The organism is Actinoplanes sp. ATCC 53533 (assembly GCF_003947245.1).
In genome coordinates this window covers 1-18,185 of the sequence record NZ_QHHV01000036.1, presented here as the reverse complement: position 1 = coordinate 18,185, position 18,185 = coordinate 1, and the positions used below count along the sequence as shown (strand labels likewise).

At 70.1% G+C, this 18,185-nt stretch carries 15 protein-coding genes and 2 pseudogenes; 3 read left to right on the top strand and 14 right to left on the bottom strand.

Features of this window, described 5'->3' with window-relative positions:
- A partial coding sequence (locus DMB66_RS13910) for an NlpC/P60 family protein (protein ID WP_199752315.1) occupies positions 1-166 on the top strand: 166 nt, incomplete at its 5' end.
- A gap of 1,317 nt (positions 167-1,483) precedes the next feature.
- Here the strand turns inward: DMB66_RS13910 and DMB66_RS13905 are convergent.
- Entirely contained in the window at positions 1,484-1,885 is a 402-nt protein-coding gene (locus DMB66_RS13905) for a hypothetical protein (protein WP_125804494.1), read from the bottom strand.
- Positions 1,886-1,932: 47 nt separating this feature from the next.
- On the opposite strand from DMB66_RS13905, the gene DMB66_RS13900 reads away from it, so the two are divergent.
- The gene (locus DMB66_RS13900) at positions 1,933-2,292 is read left to right on the top strand and encodes a hypothetical protein (RefSeq protein ID WP_125804493.1); all 360 of its coding nucleotides are present in this window, start codon (positions 1,933-1,935) and stop codon (positions 2,290-2,292) included.
- A 113-nt stretch (positions 2,293-2,405) separates the two neighbouring features.
- Here the strand turns inward: DMB66_RS13900 and DMB66_RS13895 are convergent, their stop codons facing one another.
- The 5 genes from DMB66_RS13895 to DMB66_RS13875 all read right to left on the bottom strand — a co-directional run bounded on the left by DMB66_RS13895 (position 2,406) and on the right by DMB66_RS13875 (position 6,714).
- On the bottom strand, positions 2,406-3,035 hold the full coding sequence (locus tag DMB66_RS13895) for an FMN-dependent NADH-azoreductase (protein ID WP_125804492.1): 630 nt from the start codon (positions 3,033-3,035) through the stop codon (positions 2,406-2,408).
- Positions 3,036-3,110: 75 nt separating this feature from the next.
- The gene (locus DMB66_RS13890; RefSeq protein WP_125804491.1) at positions 3,111-3,812 is read right to left on the bottom strand and encodes a DUF981 family protein; all 702 of its coding nucleotides are present in this window, start codon (positions 3,810-3,812) and stop codon (positions 3,111-3,113) included.
- Positions 3,813-3,932: 120 nt separating this feature from the next.
- Positions 3,933-4,703 carry a hypothetical protein gene (locus tag DMB66_RS13885; protein ID WP_125804490.1) on the bottom strand — a complete coding sequence of 257 codons (771 nt, stop codon included), beginning with the start codon at positions 4,701-4,703 and terminating at the stop codon, positions 3,933-3,935.
- Between the two features lie 34 nt (positions 4,704-4,737).
- Complete coding sequence (locus DMB66_RS13880) at positions 4,738-5,988, bottom strand: MFS transporter (protein ID WP_125804489.1); 1,251 nt, start codon at positions 5,986-5,988, stop codon at positions 4,738-4,740.
- 204 nt (positions 5,989-6,192) lie between these two features.
- A complete protein-coding gene (locus DMB66_RS13875; protein WP_125804488.1) occupies positions 6,193-6,714 on the bottom strand; it encodes a hypothetical protein in 522 nt (173 codons plus the stop codon).
- Positions 6,715-7,483: 769 nt separating this feature from the next.
- Here DMB66_RS13875 and DMB66_RS61135 point away from each other — a divergent pair.
- A complete protein-coding gene (locus DMB66_RS61135) occupies positions 7,484-7,645 on the top strand; it encodes a hypothetical protein (protein WP_158647227.1) in 162 nt (53 codons plus the stop codon).
- A gap of 400 nt (positions 7,646-8,045) precedes the next feature.
- Here DMB66_RS61135 and DMB66_RS13870 read toward each other — a convergent pair whose 3' ends face one another.
- From DMB66_RS13870 to DMB66_RS65845, 8 genes and pseudogenes are all read right to left on the bottom strand, one after another.
- Positions 8,046-8,726, bottom strand: a complete 681-nt coding sequence (locus DMB66_RS13870) for a class I SAM-dependent methyltransferase (RefSeq protein ID WP_125804487.1) — start codon at positions 8,724-8,726, stop codon at positions 8,046-8,048.
- Between the two features lie 193 nt (positions 8,727-8,919).
- A pseudogene (locus DMB66_RS65850) lies at positions 8,920-9,087 on the bottom strand (SMR family transporter); the annotation flags it as partial.
- A gap of 478 nt (positions 9,088-9,565) precedes the next feature.
- Entirely contained in the window at positions 9,566-10,657 is a 1,092-nt protein-coding gene (locus tag DMB66_RS13860) for a pyridoxal-dependent decarboxylase (RefSeq protein WP_125804486.1), read from the bottom strand.
- 107 nt (positions 10,658-10,764) lie between these two features.
- Positions 10,765-12,033, bottom strand: a complete 1,269-nt coding sequence (locus tag DMB66_RS13855; protein ID WP_125804485.1) for a cytochrome P450 — start codon at positions 12,031-12,033, stop codon at positions 10,765-10,767.
- 71 nt (positions 12,034-12,104) lie between these two features.
- Entirely contained in the window at positions 12,105-13,874 is a 1,770-nt protein-coding gene (locus DMB66_RS13850; protein ID WP_125804484.1) for an asparagine synthetase B, read from the bottom strand.
- 45 nt (positions 13,875-13,919) lie between these two features.
- Entirely contained in the window at positions 13,920-14,540 is a 621-nt protein-coding gene (locus DMB66_RS13845; RefSeq protein ID WP_125804483.1) for an N-acetyltransferase, read from the bottom strand.
- A 486-nt stretch (positions 14,541-15,026) separates the two neighbouring features.
- Entirely contained in the window at positions 15,027-16,943 is a 1,917-nt protein-coding gene (locus tag DMB66_RS13840) for a protease pro-enzyme activation domain-containing protein (protein WP_125804482.1), read from the bottom strand.
- Between the two features lie 620 nt (positions 16,944-17,563).
- Positions 17,564-18,052, bottom strand: a pseudogene (locus tag DMB66_RS65845) (HAD family phosphatase).
- Between the last annotated feature and the right edge of the window lie 133 nt (positions 18,053-18,185).

The following is an 18,185-nucleotide window of genomic DNA, read 5'->3' as shown; positions in this document are numbered from 1 at the left end:
GAAGGCGGGCGATCTACTGGTCTTCCGCTCCGGGTCCTACGGCACCCACGTCGGCATCTATGCCGGTGGCGGCTACATGTGGGCCTCTCCCCGCGCCGGCAAGACCGTCCAGAAGCAGAAGGTCTACAGCAACAGCTACGTCGTGCGGCGCCTCGTTTCCGCCTGACGATAACTGCCGACTCATGAAGTGGAGCGCGCCCTCTGGGGTCGTGCTCCACTGGCATTCCCCAGGTGATGAGCAACGTGAGGCAGGCGGAAGCGTTGTCGCCTCATGCGATGGAATGGCAACGCCAGTGAAGCGCAGGCGCGGCTGACGGACTTCGATATCGTCGGCGCGGGCCCGGTGGTGCCAACGTCATGTCCTTCGATCCCCCGCACGGCGCTTCCTCGAGCCGCCCTTCACGACGTGCAAGGTGTGAAGGAGCACCCCGAGGCCGACAGGACCTGACTGGCGGAACTTGGCCAGCGACTCCGGCGGTCGCGGCGCTGCTCCGGTCGCTTCAGGCAAGGGCCCGGCAGCGTGGAACCGTCCTGATCCCGACGTCGGCGTGGCCCGGGTCTGACCTGGTGATCGAATGTACAAGCAAGGTGTGGACCGGGCTGGGGCGTGGTCACGGACGACTGCGTGCCCAGGAGCTCCAGCTGACCGCTACTGGGCGGGGACGAGCAGCCCGACCCAGGACGGCTACGGTCGTGGTGCCTGCCGCTCCGCCGCGGATCCCTCCCCCGCAGCTTGTGCTGCTCGACGAGCAACCCGCCAGCAGTGAGCCCCGCCTGTGGCGCGACCTTGAGCCGAATAGCCCACCGGCCGACGCGTGGGCCGACCTGCAGGTGACCGGGCTCCCGACTGGCTCTGGCGGCTCTGCACCCGGGGAACCGCTTAGGACGGGCACCATCCCGTCCGAGTCAGCCTCGCGCACCCTACCTGAACAGGCATTTCTTCCACTCCAGGTGGGAGTGATGCAGGTCACACAACTCTGACCGTGGGGTAATTGAGCGCAACTGCATAAGCGTGAAGCATGAAGCGCATCAATAACCCCTTGCCAAAACCGGAGGGTAGTAAGGCAATCTTTGCCTCTCTGGCCCTGGACCCTATCGCTGACCTGCTCGCTGAGATCAGCGCCGACCCCGAGATGGAGTCCACCCCGGCCCGGCGTCGCGCTCAAGCTCGTCTCGATGACTACGACCTCATCGAGCAGGTCCGCTACGAGCTGGCCGCCGGTGACGAGCACAAGAACAGCCGTCAGTCCTACTACCAGCTGTTCGACGACCTCTGGCTCTACGCGTGGCCCGTGCTCCAGGCATTCATCCGCACCCACAAGATGTCGCAGGTCATCGCCCGCTACGCCCCCGAGCGCTCGGTGAGCATCAGACCCGAGGATATGTGGGTGCTGTCCCACTCGTCGGACGAGCGGATGGAACTGGCCATCGACGTCATCGACAGCGCGTGGCGGGCGTTCGAGAAGTCCGCTGTTCGCGGGCATCACTGGTCTCCGATCGGCGGCGCGAGCCTGCGGACCTGGTTCATCGGCACCTGCGCCTTGAACTTCCCCCGCGCATACAAGACGTGGTCCAAGAACCGTGCTGACAAGCTCGTCGGCGTCGCTCGCCGACACGAGATCGACTCGATGACCTGGGCAGTCGCCTCGCCGACGGCCTGGGCGACCCGAGCCGGCTGGCCATCCTCCGCCGTGATCTCAAGAAGCTGGTCGACCAGGCGCAGCCCGACACCAAAGTCATCATCGGCCTGCTCGCGCAGGAGAAGACCCACGCCCAAATCGCCGCGGAGCTCGGCCTCACGCTTCGCGCAGTCGAAGGACGCATCTACCGCTGGCGCAAGCGAGCTAAGGGTCAAGACCCCCGAGCGAACCAGGGTCGTCGTCACGCCAACCTGCCCGACGCGCAGGACCCGTGGGCCCTCGGCGGTGCCGCATGAAGGCGCCCAACCTTCTCGGCGGGTCCGTCGTGATCGGGCTGGCCAACGTCATGGCCAACGTGATGAACGCGCCCACGTGGGCGGTGGTGACAATCATCGTTCTCAGCCTGATCTGCGTCCTGGTGCTGGGCGTTTTGCAGCTCGTCATGCCGCAGGAGTCGCAGGACAAAAGGCTGCTCCTGGAAAAGGTCTTGGAGTACAAAGAGCGCTGCCGCGTCCCAGTGCCTGCGAAGAAGACCCGCCAGCGCCGAGCCATCCGGGCCTCACCCGAGCAGAACGCCACCGTCGCCCCCCTGCCCCGCTCAGCGGCGTTGACCGAGCAGACCCCTGCCCGCTCGACGGCGCGCTCGCCGTGAGGCGGACAGGCCGCCGGCGGCACGGGGGTGAGCGGCTACTAGCGGACCCCCTCCACCTGGGGGCCTCGAAGGCGGCCCTGGATGGCAACTCGCGGAGCAGAGCCATCTGTCCGTCACGGTGCCTCAGCGAGCTGGACAATCAGCTCTTTCGCTTCCCGGCGGGCCGTGGCATCGGCGTCGGAGCCGAACAGCAGTTGCTCCAGCACGACCGTCTGCACATCAACGATGCCGATCATTTCGAGCCATTTGATCAGGTAGGACTTCTGGAAGTCCCATTCCCGTTCCGGAGTGGCAGATCCTGTGGCGTAGTTGATGCCGCGCGCACAGACGAGCACTGCCCGCCCGGTTGCCAGCCCGGTGAACGTCGAGCCGTCGAAGTCGAACAGGTAGCCCTTTTGCGAGACAACGTCGATGAGCATCTTCAAGCGGTACGGGATGCCCAGGTTCCACATCGGCACGCTCATGACAAGGATGTCGGCCTGCCGGATCCGCTGGGCAAGGGGTGCGATGGCCGCCCACGCTTGTTCTTGACGCGGGGTCAACGCTGCCCGGCTCAGGTGTGCGTACTTCGCGTTCATGATCTCTTCGTCGAATTCGGGCAGGTCATCGCTCCAAACGTCGATCACGTCCACGGCTACGCCGGGGTGACGCTGGACAACTGCCGCGATGTACGCCTGCGCCACGTCCGTCGACGCTGACTGTCCGGTGCGCGGTGAGCCGATGATGTGCAGGATCCGCTGCATGACGAACCTCCGTGCCAGTAGGGGCCATCGAGAAGCCGTAGGACGTCGGTGTGTTCGGGTGCGTTTCTGGCTGTCTCACCATCGGTAGGTGGTCTGATCGCTGAGGTTCATGATCAGACCGGTGTGGGTGTAGAAGTTCATGGCGGAGAAGAGGGTGAACCCGATGCCGCTGACAGTCCAGGCCCAGTAGACGATCAGCCAGAGTCGGCGACGGCCGGGCTGGACGGCAACGGGAAACAGCAGGCAGCCCAGCGCCGCCGGCCCGTAGAGCACCAGGGCGAAGAAGGTGTTCTCGATCGCCGGATGGCGGTGCAGCAGCCCGCTGATGGGTTCTTCGGCGGGTGCGGCGCTGATGACGTCGAAGCGCAGGATGGCCAAGGCGCACCAGGTGAGCACCAGGCCGAGGATGAACACGATGACGCCGGCGGGGGCGAGCGCTGCGTCGAGCTGGTCCCGGTCGACGGGGGTGTCGGTATGGCGGCTGATGCGCCAGGCGGCGCCGAGCAGCAGGACGCCGAGCAGCAGGGCCGGCTCGCCGAAGATGGTGTCGATGTAGGGCTTGGCCTCGGCGAGCGGGTGGGTGACGGTCATGGCGAAACCGAGGCCTGTCAGCAGCACGCCGAGGACACCGAACGCGGCGGCCCACCCGCCGTGGTCCACGGGGTCTCGCACCAGGCGCAGGGGGACGTGTTCACCGCGCAGGGCCGCCCAGTAGCGCGGGACGAGGATCAACGCCGCTCCGGCTGCGACGCCGATGAGGGTGTTGTACATGATCATGCGGGGTTCCTTCTTCGGTCGGGCGGGGCTTGTCTCTGTCGCGGGTGAGCTTCACGTTGCGGGGCCGGTCGGATCGTGCGGGGATGCAGGCCGTTTGTTCTCCTTCGGGTGCGTGCGGCCTCAGCCGATGGTGCTGCCGACGATCTGGCCCGGCGGGGGCGGCTGAACCGTGACCGTGGTGCCGAAGTCGGAGAAGACGATCGAGGCGTTCCGGCTGTCTCCGGTGCTGGAGGTCAGGGTGGCGCGGTAGCCGATCAGGCGGTGCCGGTCGTCGATGTCGGCGGTGAACGCGACGGAGGTGGGGGCCGGTGTGCTGGCGCCGATCTGGGCGCTTGTGGTGGGTGCGCGCAGGCCGAAGGCGGAGCTGGCGGTGGCGCCGTCGAGGGTGCCGGTGAAATGGGTGCCGTCGGTGCGCTGCACGGCGGTGGCCTTGGTCAGTGCTTGGGCCATGCTGGCGGCGTCGAATGACTTCGCCAGGCCGTCGGTGGGTTCGCTTTTCAGTCGCCGCCAGGGCCGCTTCGCGTTGGTGGCCACACCGTTGGTGGTGCTCTTGGCGTAGAGCGTGGTGCCGATCATCCGCCACTCGGTGATGGTGCGGTCGTCGCCTCGGCCGCTGGTGGTCGAGGTGAAGGCGCCGGCCTTCTTGACCGGGTCCACCTTGCCGGTCAGGGTGCCGGTGCCCTGGCTCAGGCCGATGGTCAGCTTCATGGCGAAGCTGGTCTGCTGGAGGTGGCGGGCAGCGTCCGCGAGCTGCACCGAAGGCACGGCGCTGACGGCCGGTGTGGCTGGCCGTTGGCTGCCGCTGTCGTCGGCGGTGCAGCCGGTCAGGACAGCGGTGGCCGCCGTCGCGGCGAGTATCAGCACGAGGATGCGGCCGGGAGCGAAGGTCATCGTGTTCTCCTTGATTGAGAGGTGGTTCGGCTGCTCACGCTGAGGCCTTGGTGAGATGGCGCCGATCGCGAGGCGACGGCAATGCGGCGCCTTGCGCCGGTCTGACGATGGGTGCGGCGGCGACGAGAAGCCCAGCCAGCACGGGCAAGATGAGCAGCGCGTGGCCCAGCCCGAGGTGGGCGGCGGCCCCGCCGATGATGACCGGGCCGGTGACGTAGCCGAGGTAACCCAGCGCCGCTACGTGGGAAAGTGCGGCGCCGGGCCGGTTGGGGTCGAGGTTGCCGGCGGTGGAGTAGAGGGTGGGGATGACGCAGGACAGCCCGGCGCCGAGGCACGCGAATCCGATGATCGCGGCGACAGGGCTGCCGACGAGGATGCCGGCGGCCAGCCCGGCACCGGCGATCACGCCCGAGCCGCGCAGCAGGGCAACGGGGTTGACGGCGGCGGTGATGCGGTCGCCGGTGAGACGCCCGACGGTCATGCAGCCGGCGAACGCGGCGTACGCGGCCGCGGCGTAGGCGGGTGAGGCGCCGAGCCGGTCGAGATGGACGCTGCTCCAGTCGGCTGCCGCGCCCTCGCTGATCAGTGCGCAGAACGCGAGTAGGCCGAGCAGTGCGACCCTGCGACGCGGGCGGCTGTCGCCGGGCTGGGCTGCCGAGGTGGGCTGCTCGTCGACGGCCTCGGTGTGCGGTGCGTAGGCCAGCCGGCGTATGGCCACGAACGCCGCGACGGTGAGCGCGGCACCCACGGCGATGAAGGTCTGCCCGACGCTGAGGTGGGCGTGGGCGCAGCCGGCTGATGCGGCGGCGCCGGCGACGCCACCGATGCTGAACAGCGCGTGAAACGAGGCCATGATCGGCCGCCCGTATGCGGTCTGGCACGTCGAGGCCGCCGCGTTCATGCTGACGTTGAGGGTGCCGTGCAGTGCCCCCAGGGTGAGGAGGGCGAGTCCGAGCGTGGCGAGGTTCGGCGTGTACGCGGTGACCGCCAGCGCGCCGCCCAGGGCCAGCGAGGTCACGGTCATCACCCGGCCGGTGCCGTACCGGTCGACGAGCCGTCCCGCGGTTCGCATGCCGACCAGTCCCCCGCACGCCAGCGCGAGCAGGGCAATGCTGAGCCGGCCGTCCGACAGCCCAAGGTGGTGCTGGATCTCGGGGATCCGGGCGGTCCACGTACCGATGATCATGCCCGCGATGGCGAACATGATGCTGACGGCGATGCGGTACCGACGTAGCAGCCCCTGAACGGAAACGACGTCGGCGGTTTCGTGCAGGCTGCTTGTCATGGGAAATCTCCGCGGGGGAAAGTAGCGGTCAAATGAGCAGAGGCCGCGAAAGAAAGGGGCATTCGGCCAGGGCCGACCCACGGACGCGGGGACGGCCCGGAAAGGCAATGCCGGCGGCTAACGGCGGGACGCGCTCGGGCACTGTGCGCTCGCGCGGGCGGTACGGATCCGAGGGCTGGCCGATGGCTGGCGGCGGCCCGCCGGTCAGGGATGCCAGCGCTGCAGGGTCTTGCTGGTGTCGCAGGTGGCGAGCTCGATGTTCGCGGCGTGGTAGCTGCCCTCGTAGCGCAGGCAGGCGTGCTTTTTCGCGATCGCAAATGCGCCGAAGCTCTTGAGCACGATCGCCTTGGTGGTGGAGCCAGATTTGATGGTGAACTTTTCCCAGTAGGTGTTGTTGCCGAGCCCACACGACTGGGAGGAGGGGATGCCGAGGCCGGACCCGGAGCGGGTCAGGCACTTGCCGGTGTTGCGGTTCCGCAACTGCCACACGGGATGGCCGTTGAAGTTGCTGGAGACGACGATCACCTCCCAGTCCCTGGCTTTGGTGGGTTTGGTGCTGCAGCTCTGGGCACGTAGGTCGGCCGGCTTGCTGGTGGGACGTACGCAGGTGCCGTTCTGGACGGTCTTGAGTTGGCGGACGGTGGCGGCCTGCGCGGGCGTGGCCGTGACGGCAACACTCACTGCCACAGCGGCGAGGGCGAGAACGCGGGCGAGGATCTTGACCATTCAAATCAGTCCTTTTTAGTCTGGAAGACTTCGTCGATCGCGGACGGCGGTGAGCGGACGGCAGAACACAGCAATCAATCGGATCCCTGGGCTGTGGGCTGTATTTGCGGACACCGTCGCGCTGTCAGAGCTTCAATAGGATTGAAGACGCCCATGAGCACGCGATGGCCCGCGAAACCAGGAACTGCACCAGGGTCGCGTTCATGTGGAACAACTGGTTGATTCCCGGACGACGATGCCTGTTCCGGCTCAGCGCAGGAAGGTGACGGGGAATGACGGCAGGTGCCGCCCCATGACGTTCAACGGACCGGGCAGAACGAGTGGAGCAGCTTCCTAGATGGGGTGCACCGCCCACGCGGGTCTGCACCATCCGCGATTGATCCACCGTCGACTCGGTCACCTTCGGGCTGCGGACGGTGGGTGCTTCCCTCATATGAGGTCACGCCAATATGCCGCATATTGGGGCGGCGAGAATCACCATTTGAGGAGCAAGAACGACGGAGACCCCTGTTCACGGTCACCGAACCACGAGACAGCCGCAGAGGCCCGAATGGTCGGCGCCGGTCTCCGCCGCCTTCGAAAGGACAGGATGTCGCCGGTTCACCTCAGCCCGACGCTCTCCCTGAGGGCGTGAAATGGCTGCGGCGGTGGGCGTCGCCGGTCACGACCGCTGTGTGCTTGAGATGAGGGTCCAGTTCTGCCAGACCACGGGGTTGCGGACCTCAGGTAACGGCCGGCCGAGCGAGGGCTGGTCTACGTCGGCCTAGGCGTGTCGGCCGCCTATCGTCGCTCGGTCGCGGCGCCGTCGCTGTTGCATCCGCACGAGGATGGCCTGGCCCTGCTGCGGCACGGTCTGCCCGGCCGGGCCTGGGTCGAGGCGGGCATGCCTGTGCGTGACCTCCCGTTCGCGCTGACCGATCTGGCTACCTGACCGCGAGTCACCGACGGATCTGCCCACCCCGTGGGAAGCCGGTGCCGCGGCCCGGCCAGGGTCCTCGCGCTCGATCCGTGCCCTTGCAGTGGTTTCCCGGAACGATCTGCCTTCCTCGGTGGCGGCTGGTTGGTGACGGGACCGATGCCGAGAAGCTCGATCCACGTCCGACGGGTTGGCGTTGCCGACGGCCGGTGCTCCGGCGGCAGCGCACGAGGCTGCGTCCACCGGGCGTGGTGCTCTGCCGGGTGACCGCATGCCCCGAGCCTGTCTGGGCCCGAGGGTGATCTTCCAGGTCGAGCCGATCAATCAACGTCCTTGGTGCCTGATGATGGCGCGGGCAGCCACCTTGAGGGTCTGCTCGTGTTCGTCCTCCGTTCGCGGTGCACCGCGACAGCTGCTATCGAGCCGCGGCGTCGGCAGTACCACCGCGGAGTCCACGATCGGGTCCGCTGTTGCGTGGGTTGGTGCATACCCACAGGTTCGCTGGAGGGAGGTTCGACCAGATCGTCGAGGTCTGCCGGATCTGACCGAACATGGTGTCCAGCCGCAGGCGCAGGTCGCGGATGGCTGGTAGCCGGCGGACGGGCACCGTGACCACGGTAGCGAGGGTGCCGTGTGGGCTGAGGACGTCGGTGATGGCGGCGAGGATGTCGTTCCGCTTTGCCGGCGGGATGACCGACCAGGGCATTGCGCTGATGATGAGGTCGACGGGGCCGATCGCAGTGCGCTGAAGCAGTCGTGGAAGGTCCGCGGCGTCGCCGTGGATGGCCTGCAACCACGGCCGGCTGCCGGTCAGGTGGCTGGCCATGGCGGCGTTGATTTCGACCGCGCAGAGCGTGCTGTCCGGTGGTTGTTGGGCGTGCAGAGCGTCCGTGATGACACCGGTCCCGGGCCCGAGCTCGACGATGGTCTGGGGCCGGTCGGAGGCGATCAGGCTGGCGGCCTGCGCGGCGAGGCGGCGTCCGCTCGGGGCGATCGCGCCGATCTGCCGCGGCGCGCGCAGCGCCTGGAGAAGGAACCGGGTCGTGCCGAGCCGCTGGTGAAGAGGTGCAGGACGGTGGTGGCGAGACATTGTCATGGCGGGGACCTCCTGTGGGGTGCTGGCTGGTGGTGCCGGCGGTTGCCGCCGGGCTTGTGCTGTGGGCTTGGGCTGACGGTGATGCGGTGGGTGTGGGCTGGGTGGTGAGATGCAGGAGCAGGACACCGCCGGTGATCATCGTGATGGCGGCGATCTTGATCACGCCCACGGTTTCGCCGAGCAGGAACGCTGCGATGACGGTGAGCAGGGTGGTGCCGACGCCGGACCAGATCGCGTAGGCGACGCTCAGTTCGATGCCGGTCTTGAGTGCGCGGGCGAAGGCGGCGTAGGAGACGACGTACAGCAGCGCCGTGATGACCGTGAGAGTGACGCGGGTCAGGCCGTTGGTGAAGCTCAACATCGTCGTGGCGATCACCTCGGCGACGATCGCAGCGGCCAGGAGCACCCAGCCCGTCATCGTGGTGCCATCGGAGCCGGCGCCGCCGACGCGGCGATGACCAGCGTTGTCCGGATCAACGCGGTTGCCGCGGATAGGTTCAGGAGTTTGCTCATGCCGGATCCGTTCGTTCGATGCGGTGTGGGAAGAGGCTGACGTCGTGGAGGCCTTCCCCGCGTGGTCAGCAGACAGCCCGGACCGCGGCACGACACAAGGGCCCGTCCGGCGCGGTCGGACGGCGGCGAGCGCGGCCACAAGCTCACGGCGAGGTCGCCCAGCCGTTGTCGCCGCTGCGGTACCCCGGGGTATTCGGTCCGGTTCCGCGACCCGAGGAACCCGCGGTCGGCGCCCATCTGAGCGCGGGCGCAGCGGACGGCATGCCGGACCGCCATTGCCGCGTCGCGGCACAATGGCAGCGCGGCGACGGGGTCGGGGCGCTTGTTCATGTCTGCTTCAGGGCGGTGATGAGGGTGTTGATGTGGCGGCGGGTTTTGCCGGGCATGCAGATCAGCCGTGCCCAGTCGCCGTCGACGGGTAGCGCCCAGCGGGCGGTCACGTGGCGGGGCGGTGGGCGCAGCAGCACGGTGAACGCGCCGGGGTTGCGCCAGGTCGGCCAGCCGATGCCGGTCAGTTGTTGGCTGGTGTAGTCGGCGAGGTCGCGGGCGAGTTCGGTGCGGTGGCGGTGCCCGTCGTGGCCGTACCGGTCGATGGCGTAGCAGGCCATGAGCGCGGCGAGCCCGGGGCGGGAACCGCTGATAGTGGTGTCGGGGACGCCGATGTACGAGATGGCCGGGCCAGGGCGGTGTGGGCTGCTGCGGCTGATCACCAGCGCGGCGGGCATGGGCACGCCGAGGAACTTGTGGAAGGAGAAGCAGGCGCTGTTGGCCACGGTCAGGTCGAACCAGCCGCCGTCGCCGGTCAGCGCCCGCGGGATCAGGGCGAGGGCCCCGTCCACGTGGATCCAGCGATGGCCGATGCCGGCCTCGTCGAGAGCGTCGTGGACGCGGGGAACCTTGTCGCAGGCCTCGGTGAAGGTGGTGCCGCAGGTGGCCACCACGATCGCCGGCCGGGCCCGGTGCCGGCCGGCCAGTGCGCGGAGGCTGGCGTAGTCCATCTCGCCGTAGCGGTCGGTGGCGACCGGCACGACCGGCAGGCCGAGCAGGTCGCAGGCTTTGCGGACCGAGTAGTGCGCGGCCGTCGAGGTGTAGACGATCGCGTTGGGCAGTTTGGTGCGGGCCTGCCATAACGCGTCCAGGTTCACTTCGCTGCCGCCGTTGGTCATGTGGCCGTGCCACCCGGGCGGGGCGTGCAGCAGGTCGGCGGTCCAGGCGAGCACGTCGCGTTCGGCGTCCATGGCGTGGCCGGGGTAGATCGGGTCGTGCCACGGGTCACCACAGTTGTTGATCATGTGGTTGAGGAACCGGCCGAACCGGCGGTAGTCGATGTCGGTGGCGACCGGATAGCCGTGGCTGAACGGCATCGTCCGCTCAAGGCGGTGCAGGGCCCCGGACTGGCGGGGGCCGAGCGTCGGCACGCGTGGGACATGCCGTCGGGGTAGGTCCGGCGGGCGGCCCGTCACATGTGTCCGGTGCCGCCGCAGGACGGACCGCGGTGCGAGGGCGGTGAGGGCCGGGCCGGCGGTCACGGCTGGGCTCCCGGTGTGGCCGGGGGCGCGACCGGGCAGCTGCCGGCCGCTCCGGTGCTGGCCGGCAGGGTGATGTCCTGGCGCAACCCGGCCGACGGTTTGAACCCGCGCTGGTGGCCGCCGTGGAGGGTGAGCTGCGGCAGGCGGCGGGCCAGCTCGCGCAGGGTGGTGGTGAGTTCGAGGCGGGCCAACGCGGCGCCGAGGCAGTAGTGGGGGCCGGCGCCGAAGGCTACATGCTGACTCAGGCGCGCCCGGCCCGGGTCGAACACATACGGCTCGGGGAAGACGGCAGGGTCGTGGCCGGCGGTGCCGATCAGGACCAGGCAGCGGGCACCGGCCGGGATGGTGACGCCGTCGAGGACGACCTCGTCGCGGGTCAGGCGCAGCCAGCCGTCGATGGCCGGCGAGTGCCGCAGGGTTTCCTCCACGTGGGCGGCCAGGTAGTGCTCGTCGTGAGCCAGACGCGCCCACCGGTCGGGTTCGCGTAACGCGTGGAACAGGGCTTGGCCGAGCGCGGCGGAGACGGTCTCCCAGCCGGCGCCGAAGATGTTCAGGATGATCGCGGCGACCTCGTCGAGGGTGAGCCGGGCGTCGTCGCCGTCCCGGTAGGCCAGCAGGTCCCCGATCAGCCCGCGGCCGGGGTTGCCGCTGGTGGCGTGGCCGGTCACGACGTTCGTGCAGTACTGCCACAGCGCGACCGCGCCGTGGGCTGCGGCGAGTTGCTGTTCGGGGCTGGGGTTGCCCCAGACCAGGGCGGCGAACTGGTCGGTCCAGGCGCGCAGTGGGCGGGTGCCGATGGGCAGGCCGAGTACGTCGACGACGACCTGCAGCGGCAGCCACACGGCGACGTCCATAAGGTCGACGTCGGTGCGCCCGGCGAGCTCGGCGACCTGTTCGTCGACGCGGGCTCTCACCAGCGCTCCCCAGCGGCGCTCGGCTGTGGACGGGGTGTTCGGGAAGAAGTCCCGCACGATGCGCCGGATGCGTTGGTGTTGCGGTGGGTCGGCGGTCACCAGGACCGGCGTGGCGGTGAGCCCGGCCAGGACCGCACCCGCGGCCGCGCTGACCGGCATCACCGGGAACAACGTTGCCGTGTTGGAGAACCGGCCGGTGTCCGCCAGCACCCTGTGCACGTTGTCGTGGCCGGCGATCAGCCACGCCTGCAGCTGGTCGTCGTAGCCGACGCGTGGCCCGGCGGCGAGGATCCGCTGCCAGGTGGCGGTCGGCCGGGTGCTGTACTGGATGCTGAACGGGTCGAGTCGCATAACGCGGTGTTCCCTTCACAGTCGAGTTCGGTGACCGCCCGATACGGCCTGCCGTACAGGGGTTCGCCAGGTCAGGTCACGGTGATGCGCTGCTCGGCCAGCCAGGCGTTGACCTCGAGCAACGAGGCGACGCTGGTGTGCCAGCCCTCGGGCAACTGGCCGGCGGGCTGGGCGGCGAGCAGCGTGCCGATCCGGGCGTGGTCGAGCAGCGGGTGCAGCGGCTGAGCCGGGTCGCCGAGCAGAGCCCGCAGCCCAACGCGGTGGTGACGTGACCATTCGGGCAGCAGGTGCGTGGCGGGCTGGCCGTGGCCGGGGCGCCACACGACCGACGCCGGCAGCAGGTCGGCGACGGCATGCCGCAACAGCCCGTTGCGGACGCCCGACAGATGCCGCTCCCCGTACGGAACGTTGAGTAGGTGCTGGGCCAGCGCCACGTTCGCGAACGGGTGGTGCACCCTGACGCCGGCCGCGGCGGCGAGCTGGTCGAGCCGGTTGAGGTGGGTCGGCAGGTAGTGGGTCAGCATCAGCCAGGCGGCGCGGTGGTGCGCCCGCCCGGCCGGGTCGTGCTCGTCGAGGTACTGAACGCCGGCGATGGCGTCGTCGTAGCGTTGTTTGCGGTATGCGGCGGGCAGCAGGTTCAGGCGGGCGTCGGCCGACAGCAGATCGACCGGGGTGCCCTCGCGCCGCCAGGCAAACGTGGGGCAGGACTCCAGATCGGTGCGGAACAGCAGGCCGCCGAACAGGGCGTTCGCCCCGGCACCGGTGACGACGCGTGGCGAGACCCGTGCCGCCTGGCGCAGCAACGCGAACAACGGCGCGTCCAGATGGGATTCGCCGGGCAGGTCCAGGACCCGGCGGCTGGCCCCGGCAGCGGCGATGAGCGCCGTGGGCCCGCCGGCGAAGACGCCGTGTGGCAGGCGCAGATGCGCGGCGACCTGTTGCGCGGCGAGAACGTTCGCGCCAGCACTGGGTGGTAGGCCCCACTGCCTGCCCACCGCCAGGGTGATCCCGACCGGTCGGTCGGCGATCGACGGTGTCGGTGCGGTCATCGCGGCCGCAGCCGCGGAGGCGATCCCGCCGGAGAGCAGGACCGCCCCGCCTGGCATCTGCCGCAGCGGCGCGGTCGCCTCCGCCACGGTGCGGCGCACCAGGTCGGTCGACGCTGTGGCGGTATCGGGACGGTCGGCGTGCCACCGCCAGTACGTCTGCGTGCGCACACCGTCGGGCGTCATGTGGGTGATGTGGCCGGGCAGGACTTCGTGCACGCCGTTGATCACGCCGTGCCCGGGCGTGCGGACCGGGCCGAGCAGTTCGTTCAGGCCGTCGGCGGTGATCTGCCGCGGGATGTCCGGGTGGGTCAGCAGCGCCCGGACCCGGCTGGCGAACAGCAGGCCGCCGTCGCGGGCCGGGTAGTAGAACAGGGTTTTCGTGCCGAGCGGGTCGCGGATCAGCAGCAGGTGCCGGCGCAGGTCGTCCCAGATCGCGATCGCGAACGCCCCGTCGATCCGGTCGGCCAGGCCGGCACCCCACTGCCGGTATGCGCGCAGCAGCAGGTCGGCGTCGCTGGCCAGCGGGTGTGCCGTCTCGAGCTGGTCGAGCAGTTCGGTGCGGTTGCTCAGCTGGACGTCGGCGACCACGACCATGTCCGCCGCAGACCGGCCGGGGCTGCGCCAGTCGACGTACCCGCAGGTCATACCACAGACCGCGAAACCCGCCCGGCGGCCCAGTTTCGTGGTGTAGGTGTCCGCCGGCGCCGGGCCGGTCACCGCCGCCATCGCGCCGAGGCGCGCGCGCTGGTCGCGCAGGTCGCGGTCGGGATGGATCCATCCGGTGATGCCCATGCCCAGGGATCTCCTCGTCAGCAAAATGGGCGGGAGGTGCGGGAGTTAGCCGGCCGTGGCCAGCACGGGACGCCGGGTCGCCGCCCGGCCGGTGGTGGGGCGGCGCCACAGCGGCCACAGCGGCGGGCCGTCGGGCAGCCGGATGACGGCGCCGGCCCGGTAGCCGGCGCCGGTCAGCATGATCAGTTCGTCGACGCTGCCCGCGACCGCGTGCGCGGCGATACCCGCCCGGTCCAGGCGTTGGTGCCGGTGGGCCAGCAGCACTCCGGCCGGGCCCGGTCGGGCGGCGAGCACCGCCAGGTGCAGGTGCCCGGTCCGGGGTCGGTGGCGTTCCAGGAGCTGTTCGTGGCGCAGAATTGCTGCGGTGTGTGGCCCGCACCCGATGGTCAGACGGCGCAGGTAGTCCGGCGGGGCGGGCAGGGGCACGGTGCGGTCCAGCCAGACCGCCGCGCTGCGCCGGTCGACGCTCATGTCCACCCGGCCGTGCTCCAGCGCGTGCCGGATCAGGATCGCGTACCAGGCGTGCAGCACCCCCGGCCGCAGCCGTGGATCCGGCACCACCGTTTGCGCGAGCGGGCCGTCCCACGTCGCGGTCGCGGCCAGGACCGCCAGGTCCGCGACGTCGGCCCGCCGCGCGCCGACGATCAGCCTGCTATCTACAGGCATGACCTGCTCCTCGGAGGAGCCGCTGGGGTACCAGCCGCCGGGGAACTTGGCCCGGCCAACCGCATGGTCATCTCGGCGGTCGTCGTAGGCCGGCCGATACCCGTTGCGGCGGCGGGGTTGCCGATGCCGGCCCCGGTGGCATCGAGCCGCGACGACGTGAATTTGACGAGACTGTTGAGCAGCCCGTGGGCGTCGGTGACGGCCGGTATCCGGTTGGGCAGCTCGGCGATCATGCAGACGGCGGAGGCCCTGGCAGCGGGGGTAGCCATCCACGCGGCGCGGCCGGCGGCAGCTCCGGCTGGTGCGAGCAGCACGCCCGCCAAGGCGAGCGGAGCAGCCGCCAGCACGACACTATGAGGTGTTTTCATGACAAACAGGTCCTTCCATGAGCAGAAAATGGTGACCGGACGATGGGAGGGGCAGGGACCGAAGACGCCCGGATAAGGCAGCGAGACGGTGTGCCACCTCGACTGCGGGCGGGCGAGCTCAGTCGAGGGCGGACAGGAATCCGGCGCCGGGTGTCCCCAGGCCGGTGACCGGATCCCAGCCCGGCCTAGTTCGTTGCCTGGCGGCATCCACGGCGACGACCAGACCGCCGCGAGGCTGCGGTATCCATACGGCTGCGGTGATGTGCCGCACGTCGTCGAGCGGCGGCCGGCCCGCCGCGGTGCGGGCGTACAGCAGCGGAGCCAAAAGGCCCGCGCGGGTTGCGGTACGGGCCTGCGCCAGGGCGGTCAGCGCGGCGACGATCGGTGTCGCCAGACCGGTGCCGCCGGTCGGGCGCACCAGGTACCCGCCGTCGGTCAGGCCCACCCGCAGGCCGGCGAGCGGGTCGGCCAGCGCCGCCACGTCGGGCACCTGCCGGTACCCGCCAACGACGCCGGTCTGCCAGGCCGGCCGAGCGACGTCCAGGCTCGGCCCGCCACCAACGGCGGCGAGCACCACGACCCGGCGGCCGTCCGGAATGAAGTCCCGCCGGCCGAACGGCACCAGACCGCCCAGCTCCACCGGTGCGAGGTCTCGGCGGCCGACCTGGTGCCGGTCGCCGACGACGCTGCCCCAGCCGGTCTGCCACAACACCGCCTCGCCGGCGCCAACCGCGCTGGTCGTGCCGCCCACCGCAGTCGTGAACGGCGACGACGCCGGATACGCCACGGTCGACCTCCACGTGCCCGCCGGGGCTGCGGTGCCGTAGATGCCCGAGGCGCTGAACGTGCTCATCCCCCGCAGGGCCGCCCGGGCAAGCACCGCGTCGGTCGCCGCCCGGTCGTCGTCCGCGACGGTCTCCGCCGGCACACCCCACCCCAGCGACACCACCGCGCCCACCAGCCCGGGGTCGGCGACCACCCCGGCCAGCGCGTCGACCAGGCGGGTGCAGTCCGGTGCGGCCACGTACACGATCCGTGCCGCCGGGGCCAGGGTGTGCACCACCTGCACGGCCGTGGCCTGCTGCAGCGCCCATCCCGCACGGTCGCAGCCCGTCACCCGCGCGGTGCCGGCCGCCGGGTACCTGCGGACCTGGTAACGGCCGGCCGGCAGCGGTGCGACCCCGGTGAGCGCGAAGGTACGGTTCGCGTCGACCAGGGTGCTGGACCCGTTGAAGGCGCCGACGATCACCACCGTCTGACCGGCCCCGGTATCGGCGGCTGCCAGCCCGTACAGCGTTCGCAGCTGCGGCCCGGTATAGCCGCACAACGGCTGCGACACCCTCCCGGGCAGAGCCCGCGACAGCGGTGCAGGGCCAGGCTGTTCACCCCACGCCAACGCGCACGAGACCCCACCGACGGCGCCGACCACCGACGGCAGCGAGGCACAGCCGCCCGCCGTCACCAGCGGTGCCGCGGCTGCCAGCACGCTGCTGGTGTTGGGCGAGGCGAGGCAGCTACGCAGGCTCAGCGGCTCGGCCACCGGCTGGCTCAGCCCGGTCACCGCGAGAACATCAGCAGCGACCACCGCCGGTACCCGCACCGGGGAAGCAGACCGCACGCGAACACCGGAAACGGTCGCCTCGACAAGATCGACACCGAACTCCCGGCGCGCGGCGGCCGCGGTACCGGTGATCGGCAGGCGGCTGCCCGTCGCGTCGATCCTGCCCACCGCGAAGCCGGCGCCGCGTGCCCACCTGGTCACCCGGGCCACCCGGGCCGGTGGTGCACCGAACCGATCCCGCACCGCAACCGGGCTCAGGAATCTCCGGAAGTCCGGGTTTGCCGGGTCGGACACGGCCGTCGCGGCTGGCTCGACCGGCCTGGCAGGAGTCAGCGTCAGGGTCGCAGCGACCGCGGTAGCGTCCGCGACCCGCGGGGCGGGCTCGGGCACGGCCGGGGACGCTGCGGCCGGGATCGCGCCTAGCCCGAGCGCGGCGGCGCTGGCTACGCCCACGACGGTGCATCGATAACGCATGCGGCACGCCTTTCCGAGGCCGGCCTGTCGGACCGGCGTGATCAAGGGCGTGTCGAAGCACCGGGCACATCCCCCGGCCTGCCGGACCGGGTCTGCGACGGCCGCAGGGGACGGTCTCGGCTCCAGCGACCGGGCCGAGCACGATGTGCGGGCTGACGGATACCGTTGGCGGTAGCCCGTGCTACCGCGCAGCGTCTAGAGGCTTCCGGGGCTACGACTACGTCTCGTAGCCTCGGGGACAGAGACGGTCCGCAATAGGTGACGAGGGGGTACGGGGGGTGCCGGGGTCTACCCTCTGTATTCGGCCTGTAACGATCCTATGGGTTGGTCCGGCCGGCCCCGAAGGTTCTGTAGACAACGGCGTGGTCGGACCGGAGGAACAACGACCACGTGCGCCACCCTGCGGTGTGCAGGCGTGACGTGTCGCCCTGTCCCGGCCATTGCTCGTGCGGCACCGCGCCGAGCGCCTGGGTCAACGCGTTCGGCGCTCCAGGCCGGCAGCAACCCGCCAGCTGGGGCCACGCGTAGCTTCGCGCTATCCAGCGCGTCATGGCAGACGCGCCGTTGCGTTGGGTAGGCCGACGGCAGGTATGCTGACCTCGATGGCCAGGGCACCCTGCTTAGGCGTGCAACCGGGCGGTCCGTACCTTGTACACGTTCATCCCGGCGGCCCCGGCGGCGGTGACCCCGGCGTCGGCATCCTCGTATTTGCCCTTGCCCGCGGGCAAGTCGCTCCAAGTGACCACCGTGCCGAACACCCGGTTCAGGCCGGTCGCGGCCAACCCTGCGGCGACGGTGTTGGTCGAGGAGTTTCGACCCGATCGCCAGACGCTGGACCCGCGCGTGGGCGGCCCGAGCGGTCCGGGCGTACGCGTCGACGACGACCAACTCCGGTACCGCGGCCATCACGTACATGCGGCACCGCACGATGATCTCGTCGACCGGCTCCGGCAGCGGACCGAACTCCTGCTCTCCCACACCACCAACTTGTCCGGCGACGCGATCGCCTCCTGCGGCCAGTACCACGCGGGATCGAGGAACACACCGACGTCGGCCAGCGCCCGCGCCGGCCCGTCGAAACATACCTGGCGGCTATCGACTTCCCGGATGTTTGATCGAGTTCAAGCGTCAGGAGGGTGTCTGTTGGCAATGTGGCATGTGGTCCGTGTGCTGGATCCAGCATGGCAACAACGGAAGCGCCGGGGTGAGTCCCAGCACTGCCGATGCTTCGGAGTCTTGCCG

Coding starts and splice junctions, on each gene's coding strand:
- DMB66_RS13900 (WP_125804493.1), top strand. CDS start 1,933: ATGAAGGCGCCCAACCTTCTCGGCGGGTCCGTCGTGATCGGGCTGGCC.
- DMB66_RS13895 (WP_125804492.1), bottom strand. CDS start 3,035: ATGCAGCGGATCCTGCACATCATCGGCTCACCGCGCACCGGACAGTCA.
- DMB66_RS13890 (WP_125804491.1), bottom strand. CDS start 3,812: ATGATCATGTACAACACCCTCATCGGCGTCGCAGCCGGAGCGGCGTTG.
- DMB66_RS13885 (WP_125804490.1), bottom strand. CDS start 4,703: ATGACCTTCGCTCCCGGCCGCATCCTCGTGCTGATACTCGCCGCGACG.
- DMB66_RS13880 (WP_125804489.1), bottom strand. CDS start 5,988: ATGACAAGCAGCCTGCACGAAACCGCCGACGTCGTTTCCGTTCAGGGG.
- DMB66_RS13875 (WP_125804488.1), bottom strand. CDS start 6,714: ATGGTCAAGATCCTCGCCCGCGTTCTCGCCCTCGCCGCTGTGGCAGTG.
- DMB66_RS13870 (WP_125804487.1), bottom strand. CDS start 8,726: ATGACAATGTCTCGCCACCACCGTCCTGCACCTCTTCACCAGCGGCTC.
- DMB66_RS13855 (WP_125804485.1), bottom strand. CDS start 12,033: ATGCGACTCGACCCGTTCAGCATCCAGTACAGCACCCGGCCGACCGCC.
- DMB66_RS13850 (WP_125804484.1), bottom strand. CDS start 13,874: ATGGGCATCACCGGATGGATCCATCCCGACCGCGACCTGCGCGACCAG.
- DMB66_RS13845 (WP_125804483.1), bottom strand. CDS start 14,540: ATGCCTGTAGATAGCAGGCTGATCGTCGGCGCGCGGCGGGCCGACGTC.
- DMB66_RS13840 (WP_125804482.1), bottom strand. CDS start 16,943: ATGCGTTATCGATGCACCGTCGTGGGCGTAGCCAGCGCCGCCGCGCTC.